At 71.8% G+C, this 18,910-nt stretch carries 20 protein-coding genes; 15 read left to right on the top strand and 5 right to left on the bottom strand.

The genetic code is table 11. The features are described from left to right. The first annotated feature begins 14 nt into the window (after window positions 1-14). Window positions 15-1,160, top strand: a complete 1,146-nt coding sequence (locus OHS58_RS15860) for an epoxide hydrolase family protein (RefSeq protein WP_328648779.1) — start codon at window positions 15-17, stop codon at window positions 1,158-1,160. A 7-nt stretch (window positions 1,161-1,167) separates the two neighbouring features. Here the strand turns inward: OHS58_RS15860 and OHS58_RS15855 are convergent, their stop codons facing one another. After that, the gene (locus tag OHS58_RS15855; protein ID WP_328648778.1) at window positions 1,168-1,773 is read right to left on the bottom strand and encodes a VOC family protein; all 606 of its coding nucleotides are present in this window, start codon (window positions 1,771-1,773) and stop codon (window positions 1,168-1,170) included. Window positions 1,774-1,906: 133 nt separating this feature from the next. On the opposite strand from OHS58_RS15855, the gene OHS58_RS15850 reads away from it, so the two are divergent. Continuing rightward, window positions 1,907-2,407, top strand: a complete 501-nt coding sequence (locus tag OHS58_RS15850) for a winged helix-turn-helix transcriptional regulator (protein WP_328648777.1) — start codon at window positions 1,907-1,909, stop codon at window positions 2,405-2,407. Between the two features lie 16 nt (window positions 2,408-2,423). After that, window positions 2,424-2,972 carry a pyridoxamine 5'-phosphate oxidase family protein gene (locus OHS58_RS15845; RefSeq protein WP_328648776.1) on the top strand — a complete coding sequence of 183 codons (549 nt, stop codon included), beginning with the start codon at window positions 2,424-2,426 and terminating at the stop codon, window positions 2,970-2,972. Here the strand turns inward: OHS58_RS15845 and OHS58_RS15840 are convergent, their stop codons facing one another. Both OHS58_RS15840 and OHS58_RS15835 read right to left on the bottom strand, forming a co-directional pair. Beyond that, window positions 2,973-3,701, bottom strand: coding sequence for an SDR family NAD(P)-dependent oxidoreductase (locus tag OHS58_RS15840; RefSeq protein ID WP_328648775.1), 729 nt, complete (start codon window positions 3,699-3,701; stop codon window positions 2,973-2,975). After that, window positions 3,698-5,158, bottom strand: coding sequence for an aldehyde dehydrogenase (locus OHS58_RS15835; RefSeq protein WP_328648774.1), 1,461 nt, complete (start codon window positions 5,156-5,158; stop codon window positions 3,698-3,700). Before OHS58_RS15835 ends, OHS58_RS15840 begins: the two co-directional genes overlap by 4 nt. Window positions 5,159-5,264: 106 nt before the next feature. Here OHS58_RS15835 and OHS58_RS15830 point away from each other — a divergent pair, with 106 nt between their 5' ends. The 12 genes from OHS58_RS15830 (at window position 5,265) to OHS58_RS15775 (ending at window position 17,219) form a co-directional block, all read left to right on the top strand. Then, window positions 5,265-5,801, top strand: a complete 537-nt coding sequence (locus OHS58_RS15830; RefSeq protein WP_328648773.1) for a TetR/AcrR family transcriptional regulator — start codon at window positions 5,265-5,267, stop codon at window positions 5,799-5,801. Window positions 5,802-6,000: 199 nt separating this feature from the next. After that, window positions 6,001-6,825, top strand: coding sequence for an endo alpha-1,4 polygalactosaminidase (locus OHS58_RS15825; RefSeq protein WP_328648772.1), 825 nt, complete (start codon window positions 6,001-6,003; stop codon window positions 6,823-6,825). Further along, complete coding sequence (locus OHS58_RS15820; RefSeq protein WP_326953742.1) at window positions 6,825-8,093, top strand: ABC transporter substrate-binding protein; 1,269 nt, start codon at window positions 6,825-6,827, stop codon at window positions 8,091-8,093. Before OHS58_RS15825 ends, OHS58_RS15820 begins: the two co-directional genes overlap by 1 nt. Before the next feature lie 9 nt (window positions 8,094-8,102). Further along, on the top strand, window positions 8,103-9,029 hold the full coding sequence (locus tag OHS58_RS15815; protein ID WP_328648771.1) for a carbohydrate ABC transporter permease: 927 nt from the start codon (window positions 8,103-8,105) through the stop codon (window positions 9,027-9,029). Beyond that, window positions 9,026-9,898, top strand: a complete 873-nt coding sequence (locus OHS58_RS15810) for a carbohydrate ABC transporter permease (RefSeq protein ID WP_326949103.1) — start codon at window positions 9,026-9,028, stop codon at window positions 9,896-9,898. The genes OHS58_RS15815 and OHS58_RS15810 overlap by 4 nt, the downstream gene beginning before the upstream one ends. Window positions 9,899-9,905: 7 nt before the next feature. Beyond that, on the top strand, window positions 9,906-10,844 hold the full coding sequence (locus OHS58_RS15805) for a carbohydrate kinase family protein (RefSeq protein WP_328648770.1): 939 nt from the start codon (window positions 9,906-9,908) through the stop codon (window positions 10,842-10,844). Further along, complete coding sequence (locus OHS58_RS15800) at window positions 10,841-12,151, top strand: alpha-glucosidase/alpha-galactosidase (RefSeq protein WP_328648769.1); 1,311 nt, start codon at window positions 10,841-10,843, stop codon at window positions 12,149-12,151. Before OHS58_RS15805 ends, OHS58_RS15800 begins: the two co-directional genes overlap by 4 nt. A 12-nt stretch (window positions 12,152-12,163) precedes the next feature. After that, entirely contained in the window at window positions 12,164-13,045 is an 882-nt protein-coding gene (locus OHS58_RS15795) for an SIS domain-containing protein (protein WP_328648768.1), read from the top strand. 106 nt (window positions 13,046-13,151) lie between these two features. Next, window positions 13,152-13,322 carry a ribbon-helix-helix domain-containing protein gene (locus OHS58_RS15790; protein ID WP_326949107.1) on the top strand — a complete coding sequence of 57 codons (171 nt, stop codon included), beginning with the start codon at window positions 13,152-13,154 and terminating at the stop codon, window positions 13,320-13,322. Then, window positions 13,319-13,663, top strand: coding sequence for a VOC family protein (locus tag OHS58_RS15785; protein ID WP_326953736.1), 345 nt, complete (start codon window positions 13,319-13,321; stop codon window positions 13,661-13,663). Before OHS58_RS15790 ends, OHS58_RS15785 begins: the two co-directional genes overlap by 4 nt. Before the next feature lie 317 nt (window positions 13,664-13,980). Next, a complete protein-coding gene (locus OHS58_RS15780; protein WP_328648767.1) occupies window positions 13,981-15,744 on the top strand; it encodes an acyclic terpene utilization AtuA family protein in 1,764 nt (587 codons plus the stop codon). Continuing rightward, window positions 15,741-17,219: a CoA transferase gene (locus OHS58_RS15775; RefSeq protein ID WP_328648766.1), complete on the top strand. Its 1,479-nt coding sequence runs from the start codon at window positions 15,741-15,743 to the stop codon at window positions 17,217-17,219. The genes OHS58_RS15780 and OHS58_RS15775 overlap by 4 nt, the downstream gene beginning before the upstream one ends. A gap of 46 nt (window positions 17,220-17,265) precedes the next feature. On the opposite strand, the gene OHS58_RS15770 is transcribed toward OHS58_RS15775, so the two are convergent. After that, on the bottom strand, window positions 17,266-17,838 hold the full coding sequence (locus tag OHS58_RS15770; protein WP_328648765.1) for a class F sortase: 573 nt from the start codon (window positions 17,836-17,838) through the stop codon (window positions 17,266-17,268). A 4-nt stretch (window positions 17,839-17,842) separates the two neighbouring features. After that, complete coding sequence (locus tag OHS58_RS15765; protein WP_328648764.1) at window positions 17,843-18,634, bottom strand: choice-of-anchor P family protein; 792 nt, start codon at window positions 18,632-18,634, stop codon at window positions 17,843-17,845. Window positions 18,635-18,910: the final 276 nt, after the last annotated feature.

The following is an 18,910-nucleotide window of genomic DNA, read 5'->3' as shown; positions in this document are numbered from 1 at the left end:
CGTAGGGTGCGGGCATGCCGGAGATCACGCCTGAGCCGTTCGCCCCGAAGACCGAGCCCGCGGTGCTCGACGACCTGCGCGCACGGCTGCGCGCGACCCGCTTTCCGGACTCGCCGGAGGACGCCGGGTGGTCGCTCGGGACCGACGTCGGCTACCTCCGCGAGCTGGTCGCCTACTGGGCCGACGGGTTCGACTGGCCCGCGCGGGAAGCCGAGCTGGGGGAGCTGCCCCGGTTCCGGGCCCCGGTCGGCGGCCTCGGCATCCACTTCGTCCACGCGAAGGCGGCCGGGCCCGCGTTCCCGCTCGTGCTCAGCCACGGCTGGCCGGACTCGTTCTGGCGCTACAGCAAGGTGATCCCGCTGCTGACCGACCCGGGCGCGCACGGTGGTGACCCCGCCGACGCGTTCGACGTGGTCGTGCCCGACATGCCGGGCTTCGGCTACTCCGACCGGCCGGCCGGGCCGCCGCTGGACTCCATCGCCGTCGCCGGTCTGTGGGCCGAGCTGATGGAAGGCCTGGGGTACACGCGGTTCGGCGCGGCGGGCGGGGACGTGGGCAGCCACGTCAGCCGGTACCTCGCGCTCGACCACCCGGACCGGGTGGTGGCGGTCCACCGCACGGACGCGGGCCTCCCGATCTTCTCGGGCGACCGGGCGGAGCTGGCGCCGGAGGAGCTCGCGTGGTTCGAGACCGTCGCGGCGTGGGGTGCGACGGAGGGCGCGTACGCCGCGATGCACCGCACGAAGCCGCAAACGGCGGCGGCGGCCCTCAACGACTCGCCGGCCGGGCTGGCCGCGTGGATCGTCGAAAAGCTGCAGAGCTGGAGCGACACCGGCGGTGACATCGAGCGGAGCTACACGAAGGACGAGATCCTGACCAACGTCATGATCTACTGGCTGACCGGCACGATCGGCTCGTCGATGCGGATGTACCACGCGAACTCGGCGATCCCGGCCGAGCAGCTCGCCCGCCGCGTCGAGGTGCCGTCCGGGTTCGCGTTGTTCCGCGGCGACGTCGTGCGGCCACCGCGGGCGTGGCTGGAGCGGACGGCGAACACCGTGCGCGTCACCGAACCCGAACACGGCGGACACTTCGCCGCGTTCGAGGAGCCGGAGGTCTACGCCCGGGAGCTGCGGGAGTTCTTCCGCCCCTACCGCTGACCGCGGCTCACGTACCCGAAAGCCCGTGCCGCACCAGGTATTCGGCGTACCACGCCGGCCAGTCCGCGTCCTGGTGCCCGAGTTCCTTCTCGTGCTCCCCGTGCGCGGCCGCGGCCCGGCGCAGGGCGCCGGCCAGCTCGGCCGCGGACGAGAACGTCACGTCGGTCACCCGGCCGGGCAGCCGCGTGGTGATCTCCTGCAGCACCCAGCCGTTGCCGTCCGGGTCGCTGAACGAGGCGAACGACGCGTAGCTGGTGTGGTCCGGGTCCGGGCCGCTGACCCGCGCTTCGGTGCCGGTGTGGTGGAAGACGCCACCCGCGTCGTGGAAGACCTCGCTGATCGGGACGCCCTGTTCGGCGAGCCGGGCCCGGGTGGCCTCGATGTCGGTGACGACGAGGTGCAGCCCCTGGGCGGAACCCGGTGCGGCGTCGGTGATCCCGCTGCCGAAGATCACGGAGGCGGGTGACCCCGGCGGCGTCAGCTGGATCACCCGGAACCCACCCGCGCCCGGGAAGTCGGCGTCTTCCCGCCAGCCGAGCGCCGTGTAGAAGGCTTTGGCCCGGTCGACGTCGGAGACGGGGAGGACGACGATCTCGAGCTTCATGTCCGGCATCGGAACCCCTTCGGCTCTGCGCGGCCCGTTCGGCGCCGCACCCCTCAAGATGGCCTCATCGCCGCCGATTTGCTACCGCCGGTGTCGTGCGTCATACTGGTGCGGTAATGCAACCAGTACTGAGGTGAGAGCAGTGCGCAAGGACACGAGGTCGGGCTGTCCGATCAACCTGTCGCTGGAGATCTTCGGCGATCGCTGGACCCTGCTCGTGCTGCGTGACGTCGTTTTCGCCGGTGCGCGGCACTTCCGTGAGCTGCTCGGCGGGCCCGAGCGGATCTCGTCGAACGTCCTCGCCGATCGGCTCGCCGTGCTCGTCGAGCACGGGATGCTCACCCGGGCTGGCGACCCCACGCACAAGCAGAAGGTCACCTACAGCCTCACCGAGCAGGCGATCGAACTGGTGCCCGTGCTGGTCCAGCTCAGCACCTGGGGCGTCCGGCACCTCCCGGTGGGCGACGCCTACGCCGCCCGCGCCGAGGTGCTGACCGCCGGCGGCCCGCCGCTGTGGGACGCCTTCATGGACGAACTGCGGGAAACCCACCTCGGGCCGGGCGCCCGGCGTGGCCCAGCGCCGGACGGTCCCACCGTCGCGGCCCGGATGGAGGCCGCCTACACCGCTTCCGCCACCCACTGATGATCGGAGTTCACCGATGAACGACCCGACGATCCGCCTCGACGACCGGTTCAGCGACCCCGGCGCGCGGCCCACCGACTGGGCCACGACGCGGGAAGTGCTCGAAACCGCGGAGATCAGCTGGCTCACCACCGTCCGCGCGGACGGCCGCCCGCACGTCACGCCGCTGGTCGCGGTGTGGCTGGACGGCAGGCTCTGCTTCGGGACCGGGGCCACCGAACAGAAGTGCCTCAACCTGACCGCGAACCCGCACGTCGTGCTGACGACCGGCCGCAACGCCTGGGACGACGGCCTCGACGTCATGGTCGAGGGCGAGGCGCGGCGCGTCACCGACCGGCCGACCCTCGAACGCCTCGCCGCCGCGTACCTGGAGAAGTGGGACGGCAGCTGGAAGTACGAGGTGAGCGACGACGGCCTGCGCCAGGGCGGCAACGACGCCCTGATCTTCGCGGTGGAGCCGGCGAAGGTGCTCACGTTCGGCCGGCAGCGCACGCCCGCTTCGGACACCTCGATGCTCTCGACCGTCGAGTTCACCCACACCAGCGCCGTGCCCGCGCGCGGCTGATCACCACGGCAGCGGCCCGTCCTCGTCGAAGAATCCGCCGGTCGGGCCGTCGTCGCCGATCGTGGCCCAGTGGACGGAAACCCGCGCGCCCTCGTCGGTCGTGCGCACGCCCTGGAAGCCGTTCAGGTCGGTGGCGACGTAGCCCGGCGTGACGGCGTTGACCTTCACGTGCGCCAGTGCCGGGTCGTCGAGGAAAGCGTTGGCGTACTTGACGGTCAGCATGTTCACCGCGGCCTTCGTCGCCGAGTAGGCGAACGACTCGTGCGAGCGGGCGAACATCGACCCCGGTTCGGTGGCCTTCGCGAAGATCGCGGAGTTGCTCGCCACGTTGACGATCCGCGGCGACGGCGACTCCCGCAGCAGCGGCAGCATCGCGTGGATCACCCGGACCAGCCCGAACACGTTGGTCTCGAACTCGGGGCGCAGGTCGTCGGCGGTGACGTCGGTCGCGTGCTTGCGCACGAGCAGCCCCGCGTTGTTCACCAGGACGTCCAGGCGGCCGTACTCGCGCCCGATGAACGCGGCCGCGGCGTCGACCGACGCCTGGTCCGTGACGTCGATCGCCACGGGCCGCACGGCGAGGCCGGTCAGCTCCCGGGCGGCCGCGGCGCCGCGGCCGGCGTCACGGCTGCCGAGGAGCACGGTGAACCCCCGTTCGGCCAGCTGCCGGGCGGTGGCCAGGCCGACGCCCTTGTTCGCGCCCGTGACCAGGGCGACCGGCGCGGTCACGCCGGCACCGTGACGGTCTTGTACTCGATGTACTGCGTGAGCCCGACAACGCCGTACTCGCGGCCGAAGCCGCTGGCCTTGAAGCCGCCGAAGGGGCCGTCGAAGCCGATCGGCGCGCCGTTGACCGTGACGGTGCCGGTCCGCAGGCGGCGGGCGACGGCGAGCGCGTGCTCCCGGTCCGCGGACCAGACTCCGCCGGAGAGCCCGTATTCGGACTCGTTGGCGATGCGGACGGCGTCGTCCACGGTGCCGTCCGAGTCGTCGTAGGCGATCACGACCAGCACCGGTCCGAAGATCTCCTCCTGGGCGATGCGCATCGTGTTCGAGACGTCGGCGAACAGCGTCGGCGTGACGTAGTTGCCGAGTTCCAATCCGGCCGGGACCTGCGCGCCGCCGGTGACGAGCCGGGCGCCTTCCTCGACGCCGAGCGCGATGTAGTCGCGCACCCGCTGCTGCTGGTCGGGCCGGACCATCGGGCCGATGAACGTCTTCTCGTCGGCGGGGTCGCCGACCGGCAGCGACTCGACCATCTCCTTGAGCCCGGCGACGACCTCGTCGTAGCGGCCGCGCGGCGCGAGGATGCGGGTCTGGGCGATGCACGCCTCGCCGTTGTTGAGCAGGGAACCGAACTTCAGGCCCTGGATCGCCGCGCCGAGGTCGGCGTCGGGCAGGATGACGGCCGCGGACTTGCCGCCGAGTTCGAGGCTGACGCGCTTGAGCTGTGCCCCGGCCAGTGAAGCGATCCGGCGGCCCGCGCGGGTCGAGCCGGTGAACGCGACCTTGTCGACGTCCGGGTGCTTCACCAGGTACTCGCTGGTCTCGCGGTCCGCCGGCAGCACGCTGACGACGCCGCGCGGCAGCCCGGCCTCGGCCAGCAGCCCGGCGAGCAGGTTCATGCTGAGCGAGTTCTCCGGGGAAACCTTGAGCACCACGGTGTTCCCGGCCAGCAGCGCCGGGATGACCTTGGCCAGCGCGGCGGAGAACGGCGAGTTCCACGGGATGATCGCGGCGACCACGCCGATCGCCTCCCGGCGCACGACCGATCGGACCGGCACGCCCGGGTCCGACGGCGTCAGGGTCTCTTCCCAGCCGAACCCCTCGGCCGCATCGAGGTAGGCGTTCGCCTGCCGGGTCAGCCCGGTCTGACCAGCTCGGGTGAACCAGAGCGCCGAGCCGTTCTCGGCGGAGATGATCGCGGCGACGTCGTCCGCGCGCGCCTCGCGCAGCGCGTTGAGCCGGCGGAGCACGGCGATCCGGTCGGCGGGCGGGGTGTTCGGCCAGGCGCCGTCGTCGAAGGCGGCGCGGGCCGCGGCGACGGCGCGGTCGACGTCGGCCGGGAGGGCCTGCGCGGCGCGGCCGAGCGGCGCCTGGTCGTGCGGGGACACGAGGTCCAGCAGGTCCGGGCCGCTCGGCTCGGTCCACTCGCCGCCGATGAAGAGCTTGTCGTAGGTGATCACGGTCGCCTCCTATTTGTCACACCACTGTAGCGCTTAATGGGCTTAGGGCATTCCGGTCGTGACAGTAAGCTGCATTACAGTCACAACTACGTGGTAACTTGAGGTCATGAGAGCCGACGCGGTCCGCAACCTCGAGACCGTCCTGACGACGGGCGCGCGCATGCTCGCCGAGGACCCGGCGACCGGCGTCGCCGCGATCGCCGCCGCGGCCGGCGTGGACCGCCGCACCGTCTACCGCCACTTCGCGTCCCGTGACGAGCTGCTGGCCGCGATCTACGACGCCCGGCTGACGGCGGTCGAGGAGGCCGTCGACCACGCGCGGCTGCGCGAGGCGCCGGTCCCGGTGGCCCTGCACCGCTACGCCGAAGGCATCATCGAGGTCAACCGCAAGTGGCCGGTCGAGCTGACCCGGATGCGGGCCGAACCGTCCATTCAGGACCGTCGCGGCCGGGTGATCGCCGAGGTGGACGCGTTCATCGCGCGCGCCACCGTGGAGGGTGTCTTCCGGGCGGACGTCCCGGCGGGTTGGGTGTCCGACGTCGTGATCCAGCTGCTGCACCTGGCCTCGCGGCAGCCGTCGAGCGCCCCCGAGGCGGCGGACCTGCTCGTCGCCACCTTGTTGCGCGGAGTCGGCGCACACTGAGCGGTTACTGCTCGAAACTGTCCATTAACGACGGAGAAACCCCAGTATCGAGCACTTGACATGCCCGGTTCTGCTCGCTTTACTTCTGGTCACGTCGGAACGGACGCCCGACGTCAGAGGTACGCCCAGCCGGTATGTCGGCCTCCGCCGCGAGCCCGGACTGAGTCGCCAGGACGCGCTCGTGGTCCGAGGCGGGGTCGTGCCCACCATCATCCGGAGTTCGATGATGCCCTTCTCCCGCGTTCAGTTCCTCGCCGGTGCCGCGCTCGCGGCCGCCGTCCTCGGCGGTACCGCGTGCACGGCCTCGGCCGCCCCGGCCGCGGTCACCCCGCCACCGGTCAAGGCGGGCTTCGACTACCAGATCGGCGGCGCCTACACGCCGCCGTCCGGCGTCAAGGTCGTCAGCCGCGACCACACGGCCGCACCCGCCGCCGGGCTCTACAACATCTGCTACGTCAACGCTTTCCAGTCCCAGCCCGGCGCCGAGGGGGAGTGGGGCGACCTGCTGCTGCGCGACGCCAACGGCAAGGTCGTCGTCGACGAGGACTGGGACGAGGCGCTGCTCGACCTGCACACCGCGGACAAGCGCACGCGCGTCGCGGCCAAGGTCAACGCCTGGGTCGACGACTGCGCCGCGCGGGGTTACCAGGCGATCGAGCCGGACAACTACGACAGCTTCACGCGCTCCCGGGGCCTGCTCTCCGACAGCGATGCCCAGGCCTACATCCGCCTGCTTTCCGCGCACGCCCACCAAAAGGGCCTCGCGATCGGCCAGAAGAACACCAGCGAGCTGGCCGGCCAGCGGCAGGCCAACGGGCTCGACTTCGCCATCGCCGAAGAGTGCGGCCAGCAGAAGAACTGCGGCGAGTTCACGCCCGCGTTCGGCGACCACGTGATCGTCATCGAGTACACCGACGCCGGCCTCAAGACCGCCTGCAGCCGGTGGAGCTCGCTCAGCATCGTCCGCCGCGACCTCGACGTCGTCCCCAAGGGCGAGTCCGGCTACGTCCGCAAGACCTGCTGATGGACCGGCGGGGTTTCCTGCGCGGTGTCGGCGGTCTCACCCTCGGCACCGCGCTGGCCGGGTGCGGCGCGGCCACCGGGAGCGACGGCGGGCCGGTGACGGTCGAGGTCTGGCACGGCCAGACCGACACCGGCAAGAAGGTCCTCGACGAGCTCGTCGCGGACTTCCACCGGACCCACGCGGGGATCCGCATCGATCTCGGCGGCGGTGTCCTCGCCGACGCGATGCTGCAGAAGATCACCGCGGCGCTGGCGTCGGGGTCCTTCCCCGACATCGCCTACGTCTTCGGCTCGGACCTCGCCAGCGTCGCGCGCAGCCCGAGCGTCGTCGACGTCACCGATCTCGTCGACGCGGGGCCCGGTTTCTGGGCCCCGGCGCGGGAAGCGGTGACGGTCAACGGCCGGGTGCGCGCGGTCCCGGCGCTGCTGGACTCGCTGGCCGTGGTGTGCAACAAGACGTTGTTCGACGGGGCCGGGATCCCGCTGCCCGCCGCGGGCTGGACGTGGGGCGACTTCGTCGAGACGGCGAAGAAGCTCACCGACGCGGCCAACGGCACCTTCGGCACCGCTTGGCCCGCCACCGGCGACGAGGACACCGTGTGGCGGCTGTGGCCGATGGTGTGGGACCTCGGCGGCGACGTGATCGGCGCCGGCGGCCGCGGCATCGGGTTCGCGGACCAGGGGGTGCGGGCTCTGGAAGTCGTCCGCGACCTCGCCGCGGCGAAGGCCGTCTACCTCGACCCGAAGTCCGGCAGCGAGCAGATGTACCAGGCGTTCGAAGCCGGGCACATCGGCATGGTCCCCACCGGGCCGTGGCAGCTGCCCGACATCGCCGACGCCGGGGTCGACTACGCGGTCGTGCCGTTGCCCAGCTTCAGCGGCCGTCCCGGCACCATCTCCGGGCCGGACACCTGGACGCTGTTCGACAACGGTGAGGAGCGCGTCGCGGCGGCGCGCACGTTCCTGTCCTGGCTGGCCGACCCGGCCCAGGACGTCCGCTGGGACGACGGCGCCGGCAGCCTGCCGCTGAGCCGCCGGACGCAGGAACTGCCCGCGTGGCAGGAGAAAACCGCCGAAACGCCGGGGCTGCCGGTGTTCGTCGACGCTCTGGACCACGCGCGGGTCCGGCCGGTGCACCCGGCCTACCCGCAGGTGTCGGCGGCCGTCGGCACCGCGATCGTCGCCGTGCTGCTCGGCCGGGCCACCCCGGCCGACGCGTTGCGCGACTGCGCCGCGGCCGCCGACGCCGCCCTGATCATCCCCCGCTAGGGAGCCGCCATGCCCGGACTGCCGAGGCCCATCACCGTCACCCCCGCCCACAAACATGCAAAACGCCGACGTCGGCGCGAGTCCGCGGCCGCGTGGGCCTACGTCTCACCCGCCGTGCTCATCATCCTCGGCCTCGGCGTGGTGCCCGTGGCCTGGTCGCTGCTGCTCTCGTTCCAGGTCGACGACCTCGTGACGCCCAGCCGGTGGGTCGGCTGGGACAACTACGCGGCGCTCGCCCAGGACCCGAACTTCGCCCAGGCCGTCGGGAACACCGTGCTGTACACGGTGCTCTACGTCCCGCTGAGCATCTTCTTCGGCTTCCTGCTGGCGCAGGCGCTGAACCGGCGCATCCGGCTGATCGGCGTCTACCGGACGCTGGTCTTCGTGCCGTTCGTGCTCTCGGCGACCGCGCAGGGCGTGCTGTTCTCGTTCATCCTCGACCCGCAGTTCGGCGCGGCCAACTCGCTGCTGCACCACCTCGGCGTGTCCCCGCAAGGGTTCCTGACCGATCCCGCGCAGGCGCTGCTGGTGCTCGTGGCCATCACGTTGTGGAGCGGCACCGGGTTCTGCGTCATCGTGTACCTGGCCGCGCTGCAGGACGTCCCGCCGTCGCTGGTGGAGGCCGCGCGGCTGGACGGCGCGGGCACCTGGCGCGTGCTGCGGCACGTCACGCTGCCGGCGATCATGCCGGTGACGGCGTTCCTGGTGGTGTGGCAGCTGATCACGTCGCTGCAGGTGTTCGACCTGGTGTACGTGACGACCAAGGGCGGCCCGCTCGGCTCCACCACGGTGATCGTCTACTTCGTCTGGGAGCAGGCGTTCAAGAACTTCACCGCCGGCTACGGCGCGGCGTCGGCCTACGTGCTCGCGGTCGCCCTGCTGGTCCTCGTGGTCGCCGTCCGCCTGCTCCGCCGGCCCCGGAAGGCACTCCGATGACCGCCCGGATCGACAGCGTGCCCGCGCCGCGGGTGCTGCCCGTGCTGCGCCGCCCGCGGCTGCCGTTCAGCCCCTGGCACCTGCTGCTCGTGCCGCTGGCCGTGGTGTTCGCCGCGCCGCTGGTGTGGCTGCTGCTCAGCTCGGTGATGAGCAACGCCGAGATCAACCGGTTCCCGCCCGCGCTCTGGCCGTCCCACGTGGACTTCTCGGGCTACCGCTACGTCCTCGACAACGCCCTGTTCGTGCGCTGGTTCACGAACTCGCTGATCGTGTCGGCGGTGACCGTGGTGTCGAACCTGCTGTTCGGCGCGCTCGGCGGGTACGCGTTCGCGCGGATGCGGTTCGCCGGGTCCCGGGCGCTGCTCGCGGTGATGATCGCGACGATGGCGATCCCGTTCCAGCTGACCATGATCCCGACGTTCCTGGTGATGAAGAAGCTGGGCCTGATCGACAGCCTGGGCGCGCTCATCGTGCCGTCGCTGGTGACGCCGTTCGCGGTGTTCCTGCTGCGCCAGTTCTTCCTGTCCCTGCCCCGGGAACTGGAAGAAGCGGCCTGGATCGACGGCTGTTCGCGGCTGCGCGTGCTGTTCACGATCGTGCTGCCGCTGTCGCGGCCCGCGTTGAGCACCGTGGCCGTGCTGACCTTCCTGAGCACGTGGAACGACCTGACCTGGCCGCTGATCGCGCTCAACCACGACACCGTCTACACGCTGCAGCTGGGATTGACGACGTTCCAGGGCCAGCACCACACCAACTGGGCCGCGGTGATGGCGGGCAACGTGATCACCGTGCTGCCGGTGCTGCTCGCCTTCCTCGGCGCGCAGAAGACGTTCATCCAGTCCATCACCTCCAGCGGCCTCAAGGGCTAGGGCCGTCATGCACCGTTTCGACCTGCTCGTGGTCGGCGACGCCAACCCCGACGTCATCATCGGTCCACTGCGGACGGACCTGGCTTTCGGCCAGCGGGAGCAGCTCGCCGACTCCGGCGTGCTCACCCTCGGCGGCTCCGGCGCCATCACCGCCGCCGGCGCCGCCCGGCTGGGGCTGAAGGTCGCCTTCGCCGGGCGCGTCGGCGACGACGCCGGCGGCCGGTTCGTCCGCGACGCCCTCGACGAACGCGGCGTCGACACCAGCGCGTTGCACACCGACCCGTCGCTGCCGACGCCGTTGACGACCGTCCTGACCCGCGACGGCGACCGCGCGATCGTCACCGCACCGGGCACCCTGGCCGCGATCGGCGCCGGCGACGTCCCGCCGGAGCTGATCGCGGCGAGCCGGCACGTCCACTCGTCGTCGTACTTCCTGCTCCCGAAGCTCGCGCCCGCGTTGCCGGGTCTGCTGCGCGCGGCCCGCGGGCACGGCGCGACGACGTCCGTCGACACCAACGACGACCCGGCCGGGCGGTGGGACGTCGGGGAACTGTTGTCAGAGACGGACTTCCTGCTGCCCAACGCGGCCGAGGCACGCCGGCTGACGGGCGCGGCCGGCGCGTGGGAGGCCGCCACGCTGCTGGCCGCCCGCGGCCCGGCCGTCGTGGTCAAGGACGGCGCCGACGGCGCTTTCGCCTGCCGCGACGGCGAACTCACCACCACCCCGGGGATCCCGGTGACCGCCGTCGACACCGTCGGCGCCGGGGACAGCTTCAACGCCGGGTTCCTCGCCGGCGTCCTGGCCGGGCTGCCGCTCGGGACGGCGCTGCGCTGCGGCGTCGTCTGCGGCGGCTTCTCGGTCCGCGCCCGCGGCGGCACCGCCGGCCAGGCCACGTGGGACGACGTCCTCGTCCACCTCGAACGCACCGAATCGGATCACGCATGACCACCCCCAAGATCACCTTCGTCGGCGCGGGCAGCGTCGTGTTCACCCAGGGCTTGCTCGCCGACCTGTTCACCTACTCCGAGCTGGACGGCGTGCACGTCGCCCTGCACGACATCGACCCGGAACGGCTGGCGACGGCGCTGGCCGCGGCCCGGCAGATCGCCGCCGCCCGCGGCGTCAAACCCCTGCTCACCGCGCACGCCGACCGCCGGGAAGCCCTGGCGGACGCGGACTTCGTCGTGAACATGGTCCAGATCGGGATGGGGGAGTCGACGCGCACCGACTTCGCCGTCCCGGCCCGCTACGGCCTGCGCCAGACCATCGGCGACACCCTCGGCATCGGCGGGATCTTCCGCGCGCTGCGGACCTTCCCGTTCCTGAAGGGACTCGGCGCGGACATCGCCGACGTCTGCCCGGACGCCTGGCTGCTCAACTACACCAACCCGATGGCGATGAACGTCCAGTACCTGAGCGAAGCCACCGGCCTGACGCGGGTCGTCGGGCTGTGCCACTCGGTGTACTGGACGGTGCACGGGCTCGCCGAGCTGGTCGGGGTGCCGTTCGACGAGGTCACCTACGTCGCGGCCGGCGTCAACCACCAGGCCTGGGTGCTGCGGTTCGAGCACGGCGGCACCGACCTCTACCCACGGCTGACGTCGCTCGCCGAGGGCGACGAGCAGCTGCGGCGGCGCGTCCGGTTCGACATGTTCCGGCGCCTCGGGTACTACCCGACCGAGACCAGCGAGCACTCCGCCGAGTACGTGCCCTGGTACCTGCACCACGACAGCGAGATCGAGCGGCTGCGGCTGCCGGTCGGGGCGTACCTGGAGATCGTCGCGGAGAACGAGGCCGAGTACGAGCGGACGCGCCACGCCGTCGCCGCCGGCGAGCCGCTGCCCGTCGAAGGCACCAACGAGTACGCGCCGCAGGTCATCCACAGCATCGTCACCGGCACGCCGCGCACGGTCTACGGCAACGTCGTCAACCGCGGCTTGATCGAGAACCTGCCGGCCGGGGGCGTGGTCGAGGTGCCGTGCCTGGTCGACGGCACCGGCGTCCGGCCGACGCGGATCGGTGCGCTGCCACCGCAATTGGCGGCGCTCAACCGGACGTACCTGAGCATGAACGACCTGGTCGTGCGCGCGGCGATCGAGGACGACCCGCGTCACATCCGCCACGCCGCGATGACCGACCCCGCCACGGCGGCCGCGCTGCCGGTCGAGCGGATCTGGGAGCTGTGCGACGACCTGGTCCGCGCGCACGGCGACCGTCTCCAGCCCGCACTGCGTACCCTTCTCGGCCACTGATTCAGGAGAACGATGTCCTACACCCTCGACGAGATCACCAGCCAGCCGGAGTGCTGGGCGCGCGTGGTCCGGGAACTGCCGCTGCACGCACCCGCGTTGCCCGCGATGGGGGAGCGCGTCGCCGTCATCGGCTGCGGCACCTCGTGGTTCATGGCGCAGAGTTACGCCCGGCTGCGCGAGGACGCCGGCCACGGCCTGACCGACGTCTTCGCGGCGTCGGAAGCGAAGCTCGACCGGCCGTACGACCGCGTGCTGGCGATGACCCGCTCCGGCACGACGACGGAGATCCTGACCGCGCTGGAACGAACGCGGCCGGGCACCCGCGTCACGACGATCACCGCGGTGGCCGACTCACCGGCGGCGGCGCTGTCCGACGACGTCGTCTGCCTGCCGTACGCCGACGAGCGTTCGGTGGTCCAGACGCGGTTCCCGACGACGCAGCTGCTGCTCCTGCGCGCCCACCTGGGCCTGCCGATCGACCGGGCGCTGGCGGACGTCTCCCGGGCCTTGACCACACCGCTCGCCCCGGAGCTGCTCGCGGCGTCGCAGATTTCGTTCCTGGGCGCGGACTGGCACGTCGGAGTGGCGAACGAGGCGGCGCTGAAGGTCCGTGAAGCGGCGGCTTGGTGGACGGAGTCGTACTCGGCGATGGAGTACCGCCACGGCCCGATCGCCGTGTCCGCGCCAGGCCGGGCGGTCTGGAGCCTGGCGCCCCTGGACGCGGGCCTGGTCAGTCAGATCGAGGCGACGGGCGGGTACCTGCGGCAGGGCGAGCTGGACCCGCTGGCCGAGCTGGTGCTGGTCCAGCGCCTGGCCGTGGCCCTCGCCGAAGCGGCGGGCCGCGACCCGGACCGCCCGGCTCACCTGACCCGCTCGGTCGTCCTGGCGAGCTGACCCGACCTGAAGTGCCGTGAGGGGCACCTTCATGGACCTAACCGCCATAAAGGTGCCCCTCATGGCGTTCTGGTCGTCTAGCTGGCTAGCGTGCTAGCATTCTGTCATGAGCGACAAGGACGTCAAGCAGTTCAACGTGTACCTGCCGACGGACTTGATCCGTGAGGTGAAGCACCACGCCGTGGACACCGAACAGTCGCTGTCGGCTCTCGTCACCGCGGCGCTGCGCCAGTACCTCGCCACCGCCACGGCCGACTCAGAAGGAGAACTGCGATGAAGAGTGACCGCGTCGAAGCCCTGTACCTGGAGACGCACAACTGGGGGAAGGCCACCAAGTTCTTCCAGTCGCTCGGGTTCGAGATCGACTTCGCGACGGACCACAGCTCGGGACTGCTGCGCAACGGCGACGGCGCCTACCTGTTCGTCGCCGAGGTGCCGGCGGACCAGCCGACCGGGATGCAGGTCGTCATCAAGGTCCCCGCCGAGGACACCTTCGAAGCCGGCGCGCCGGTCGAGGTCGTCAGCCCGTTCGCCGACACCCACTTCGGGACGCGCGAGATGAGCGTCCGCGATCCCGACGGGCGCACGTGGATCCTCCAGGCGCCGTCCGGGACGTGACCGGACGGCGCGCCGGCCTGGACGTCGCCGTGCAGGCCACGCAGCCGGACCGGAGCCGCCCCCTCGGCGGCCCGGTCCGGCGTACCCCACAAGGATGCCCCGGTCACCGTGGCGAAACCTTGCAAAGACCTTGAATCCGCAGGTGAGCCGCGGACACCGGGTGATCCCCGAACGAGTGAATCGATCTCCGTGCCCGCACCCGCCCGCCGGGTGCGGGCGCAGGCGCCGAGGTGCGGCCCGGGCGCGAGCCGGGGATGCCGCGCCCGCCGCGGGCGGCTAGCGTCGGAACCGACCAGCCATCGGCGGGAGGAGCGGGGATGCGGGACCGGGCGATCCGGATCGGCACCTTCTCCGGCTACCTCGGCGACCGCTTCACCGCGCTCGCCGAGGCCCTCGACGGCGACCCCGTCGACGTCCTCGCCGGGGACTACCTCGCCGAGATCACCCTGGCCATGCTCGCCGCGCGGCACCGGCGCGATCCCGCGCGCGGCTACGTCGAATACTTCCTCGACCAGCTGCGGCCCCACATCGCGACCATCGCCGAGAGAGGTGTCAAGGTCGTCACCAACGCCGGCGGTTTCCACCCCGCCGGGCTCGCCGACGCCGTCCGCGCGGCCGCTGCCGAAGCCGGGGTCACGCTGTCGGTCGCGCACGTCGAAGGCGACAACCTCCTGGCCGACCTCGACGAGCTGGCCGCCACGCACCCGCTGACCCACCTCGACACCGGACGTCCGCTGTCGAGCTGGGGCACGACGCCGATCGCCGCCAACGCCTACCTCGGCGGCTACGGCATCGCCGCCGCGCTGGCCGGGGGCGCCGACGTCGTCGTGTGCGGGCGGGTCACCGACGCGTCGCTGGCCGCCGGGCCGGCCGCGTGGTGGCACGGCTGGGCCGCCGGCGACTGGGACCGCCTCGCCGGCGCCGTCGTCGCCGGGCACGTCATCGAATGCGGCCCGCAGGCCGTCGGCGGTAACTTCTCCGGCTTCTCCGGCGTCCCGGGCATGGCGAAGCCCGGCTTCCCGATCGCCGAGATCGCCGCGGACGGCACCTGCGTGATCACCAAGCACACCCGCGACGGCGGCACGGTCACGGCCGACACCGTCACCGCCCAGCTCGTCTACGAGATCCAGGGCCCGCGCTACCTCAACCCCGACGTCACCGTCCACCTCGACGACGTCCGCCTCACCCCGGCCGGCCCCGACCGGGTGGCGATCACCGGCGCGACCGGGTCGCCGCCGCCTCCGACGACGAAGGTCGCGCTGTTCGGGCAGATCGGGTACAGCGTCGTCAACACCGTCTACGTCACCGGCCTCGACGTCGACGCGAAGACCGCCCTGCTGCGCGAGCAACTCGGCCGCGTAGACGGCGTCGACCTCGACGTCACGCGGATCGGCGTCCCGGCCGCGGACCCCGGCAGCCAGTGGGACGCCACCGCGGCCGTCCGGATCATGGCGACGTCCCGCGAGAAAGAACCCCTCGAACGCTTCGGGCTCGCGAAGCGGATCGGCAGCCTCTACCTCCAGAGCATCCCCGGCTTCTTCCACGACGGCGGTGCCGAGCTGGCCGTCCGGCCGCGGCCGCGGATCGACTACTGGCCCGCCGTGCTCGACGCCGACGTCGTCCCGCACCGCGTGGTTTTCGCCGGCGGGCAAGCACAAGACGTCCCACCGCCGCCTGAGACGTCCATTGTGGACCAACCGGTGCACCCGGAACCCACCGAAGAGCCGGAGGGGACCCGGTTCGTGCCGCTGGGCACGGTCGCGCACGCCCGCAGCGGCGACAAGGGCGGTAACTGCAACCTCGGCGTCTGGACCGCCGACCCGGAGGCCTGGCCGTGGCTGCGGCGGACGCTGAGCACGGCCAGGCTCCGCACGCTGCTGCCGGAGACCGCCGGACTCGAGATCGTCCGGCACGAGTTCCCGTACCTGCGGGCCGTGCACTTCGTCCTGCGCGGGCTGCTCGGTACCGGTGGCTCGGCGAACCTGCGCGTCGACCAGGTCGGCAAGGCCGTCGGCGAGTACCTGCGCGCCCGGCTGGTGCCCGTCCCCGAAGAACTCCTGCAGCGGAAGGACTCCCGATGACGCTCACCGACCGGGTCGCGCACGCGATCGCCCACCCGGCGACCGGCGACGCCTTCGACCCGCACGCCGAGCTCGCCGACCTGCTGTCCGGCATCGGGATGAGCCCGGCCGACACCGGCGGCACGATCACCTTCGACGGCGCCGACCCGGTCGTCCCGAGCACGCTGCGCCTCGGCGGCGCGTCGGCGATCGCGCTGGCCGCGAAGTCGGCGGCGATCGCGAAACTCTGGCGGCTGCGCGGCGGCGATGGCCAGGACATCGGCGTCGACCTGCGCGTCGCACCGCACCGGCTGTGCCCGTTCTACGACCGGAAGTGGGAGCTGGTCAACGGCTTCCCGCAGAGCTCGGCGGCCAACCCGAGCCAGGCGCTGGGGTTCCGGTTCTACCGCACCGCCGACGACCGCTGGGTGATGCCGCTCAACCCGTACCCGAAGATCAAGATCGCCGCGCAACGCCTGCTCGACGTCCCGGAGGACCCGGACCGGGTGGCCGCCGCCGTCGCGGGCTGGAAGGGCATCGAGCTGGAAGAGGCCGCCGTCGCGGCCGGGACCGTGCTGCCGATGCTGCGCACCACCACCGAGCTGCTCGCCGAGCCGCACTACCGGGAGACCCTGGCCGGGCTGCCGCTGATCGAGATCACCAAGATCGCCGACAGCGACCCGGTGCCGTTGCCCGCCGGCGCCGCCGATCCGCTGTCCGGCGTCGGCGCGCTGGGCATGGGCCACGTGATCGCGGGCGCGGGCGTCGGCCGCGCGCTCGCCCTGCACGGCGCCGACGTCCTCAACCTGTGGCGCCCGGGCGAACTCGAGCACGACGTCACCTACGTGACGGCGAACGTCGGCACCCGGTCGGCCATCGTGAACCCGTACAGCGACGAGGGCGCGCGGAAGATCCGGGAGCTGCTCGGCACCGCGGACGTCTTCTACGCCAACCGAAGGCCCGGTTACCTCGCGAAGATCGGGCTGAGCGCGGAGCAGGCCGCGGAAACCCGGCCGGGGATCGTGTACGCGACCGCGTCGCTCAACGGCGAGCACGGGCCGTGGGCCGGCCGGATCGGGTTCGACCAGACCGCCGGCAGCCTCACCGGCATGATGCACCTGGAAGGCGACGGCGAAACCCCGGCGCTGCCGCCGATCCTCGTCGTCAACGACTACATCGTCTCGTGGCTGATGACCGCGGGGATCGTCGAGGCACTGGCGCGGCGGGCGACCGACGGCGGCAGCTACCGCGTGCACGTCTCGCTCACCCGCGCCGCGCTGTGGATCCTGAGCATGGGTGTGTTCGACAAGGCCTACGCGCTCGACACCGCCGGCCGCGGCGAGGCGCACGCCTACCTCGACCCGGAGACGTTCACCGCGGACACCCCGCTCGGGCACTACCAGGGCGTCACCGACCAGGTCCGGATGTCGGCGACGCCGGGCCGCTACCGCACGGTCCTGGTGCCGCGCGGCTCGTCCCGTCCCGAGTGGTCGTGAGTGTTTAGGGCGGTTCTAACCGCCCTAAACACTCACGACCGGCGGGCTACTTCACCAGTTTCGCGTAGACGATCACGTTGTCGAGGTAGTTGCGGCTCGCCGCGTCGTACTTGCCACCACAGGTGATCAGCCGCAGTTCCGGCTCGTTCGTGTTCCCGTACACGGCTTCCGTCGGGAACTCCTTCTTCGCGATCTGGTCGACCTTCGCCACGGTGAACGTGAGCTTGCCGCCGTCGGCGCGGTCGACGTGCACCTGGTCGCCGACCTTCATCTCGTGCAGCCGCCAGAAGATGCCCTTCTGGTGGTCGCCGTCGATGTGGCCCAGGATGACCGCCGGGCCGACCTCGCCGGGCGTCGGCCCGTACTCGTACCAGCCGGCCTGCAGGGGCTGGTCGACCGGCGGGACCTCGACGGTCTTGTCGGCGTTGAGCCCGAGCGACACCAGCGACGACTGCGCGTCGATGGCGGGGACGTCGATCGCGGTGGGCAGGGACCGCGACAGCCCGGCGGGGGCGACCACGGCGGGCGCGGGCGCCGGGTTGCCGGCCGCGGTCGGCGTCGCGGCACCGCACCCGGCGAGCAGCAACGCGGTGAGGACGAAGAGAAGTGCGCGGCGCATCGGCTCAGCCCTCGGTCGCGAGGCTGCCGTCGCCGGTCTGCGGGGCACCGGCGGGCACGACGGTGACCTGGCCCGGGTTCTGCGGACGCGGCGGGGCCTGCGGCGCGAGTTCCTTCGCCGGGCCGCAGGAAACGGACGCGAGCTTGACGTCACCGCTGCCGATGGCGCCGGTGACGTCGCCGCCGAGCAGCTTGACGTGCAGCGCGGTCACGTCGAGGCCGCCGTCGTAGCGCTGGTCCTGCTCGTTGACGATCACCTCGACCACACCGGGGATGCCGAGACGCGTGTTGGGCGCGGCTTCCGCGGGGATCGTGCCGAGCCGGCCCAGGTTGACCCCGGCCAAGTCGCTGCTGCCGACGACCTTGCCGTCGGCCGACGCGCAGCGGGCGCTGATCACCCGCGCCGACGGCACCCGGCCGGCGACCGCGGCCAGCACGGGCAGCGTCGCCTCGACGATGCTCGCCTTGCTCGCGACCGAAGCCGTGTCGGAGACGACGGAGCTGGAGATGGCCTTCGCCGTGACGAGCCCCTTCAGCGGGGCGTCGGCCACGTTCGCCGAGGTCGGGCCGGTGCTGCTCGACGGGGCCAGTTTGCCGGTCTCGACGGTGATCCCCTTGCCGCCGGCCAGATCCTTCAGCACGCCGGGCAGCAGGGAGACCCCGGCGGACGCACCGAAAGCGGAGCCGGTCACCCCGGCGTCCCCGGCCGGCGCACCGGTGGCGCCGGTGGCTCCGGTGGCCAGGACGACGGCGGTCAGGCCGGCCAGGCTCCCGGCTCGGAGCATGGTTGTGCGCATGAACGAGGTCCTTTCAAAGAAATGGGCCGCGAAAACGTGCGGCGACGGCGGGCCGAGCGTGACTCGGTCCGCGGAGGAAAGCTCGGCCACGCTATCAAAATCGCGCTTGCTGCCAAGGAAGCCGAGATCCCCGGTGGTTACCCGAGTTCGCGAAACGTGATCTTCCGGAAAACAAACAACTCGAAGTGGCCACTTCGGCTCGACGCATTTCCCCGATGATCGACGGCGAGTAGTGCCCGTTGCGGCATTCGAGGGGGTTCACCCCCCGTTATGACA

The sequence above is a fragment of the Amycolatopsis sp. NBC_00348 genome (assembly GCF_036114655.1).
Taxonomy (GTDB): domain Bacteria; phylum Actinomycetota; class Actinomycetes; order Mycobacteriales; family Pseudonocardiaceae; genus Amycolatopsis.
The sequence above is the reverse complement of the archived record's forward strand: the minus strand, read 5'-3'. Positions and strand labels throughout refer to the sequence as shown.

Excerpts from the sequence above, each read along its gene's own strand:
- OHS58_RS15770 (WP_328648765.1), bottom strand. The coding sequence starts at position 17,838 with ATGCGCCGCGCACTTCTCTTCGTCCTCACCGCGTTGCTGCTCGCCGGG.
- OHS58_RS15775 (WP_328648766.1), top strand. The coding sequence starts at position 15,741 with ATGACGCTCACCGACCGGGTCGCGCACGCGATCGCCCACCCGGCGACC.
- OHS58_RS15805 (WP_328648770.1), top strand. The coding sequence starts at position 9,906 with ATGCACCGTTTCGACCTGCTCGTGGTCGGCGACGCCAACCCCGACGTC.
- OHS58_RS15780 (WP_328648767.1), top strand. The coding sequence starts at position 13,981 with ATGCGGGACCGGGCGATCCGGATCGGCACCTTCTCCGGCTACCTCGGC.
- OHS58_RS15845 (WP_328648776.1), top strand. The coding sequence starts at position 2,424 with ATGAACGACCCGACGATCCGCCTCGACGACCGGTTCAGCGACCCCGGC.
- OHS58_RS15795 (WP_328648768.1), top strand. The coding sequence starts at position 12,164 with ATGTCCTACACCCTCGACGAGATCACCAGCCAGCCGGAGTGCTGGGCG.
- OHS58_RS15820 (WP_326953742.1), top strand. The coding sequence starts at position 6,825 with ATGGACCGGCGGGGTTTCCTGCGCGGTGTCGGCGGTCTCACCCTCGGC.
- OHS58_RS15815 (WP_328648771.1), top strand. The coding sequence starts at position 8,103 with ATGCCCGGACTGCCGAGGCCCATCACCGTCACCCCCGCCCACAAACAT.
- OHS58_RS15830 (WP_328648773.1), top strand. The coding sequence starts at position 5,265 with ATGAGAGCCGACGCGGTCCGCAACCTCGAGACCGTCCTGACGACGGGC.
- OHS58_RS15855 (WP_328648778.1), bottom strand. The coding sequence starts at position 1,773 with ATGCCGGACATGAAGCTCGAGATCGTCGTCCTCCCCGTCTCCGACGTC.
- OHS58_RS15765 (WP_328648764.1), bottom strand. The coding sequence starts at position 18,634 with ATGCGCACAACCATGCTCCGAGCCGGGAGCCTGGCCGGCCTGACCGCC.
- OHS58_RS15785 (WP_326953736.1), top strand. The coding sequence starts at position 13,319 with ATGAAGAGTGACCGCGTCGAAGCCCTGTACCTGGAGACGCACAACTGG.
- OHS58_RS15810 (WP_326949103.1), top strand. The coding sequence starts at position 9,026 with ATGACCGCCCGGATCGACAGCGTGCCCGCGCCGCGGGTGCTGCCCGTG.
- OHS58_RS15800 (WP_328648769.1), top strand. The coding sequence starts at position 10,841 with ATGACCACCCCCAAGATCACCTTCGTCGGCGCGGGCAGCGTCGTGTTC.
- OHS58_RS15860 (WP_328648779.1), top strand. The coding sequence starts at position 15 with ATGCCGGAGATCACGCCTGAGCCGTTCGCCCCGAAGACCGAGCCCGCG.
- OHS58_RS15790 (WP_326949107.1), top strand. The coding sequence starts at position 13,152 with ATGAGCGACAAGGACGTCAAGCAGTTCAACGTGTACCTGCCGACGGAC.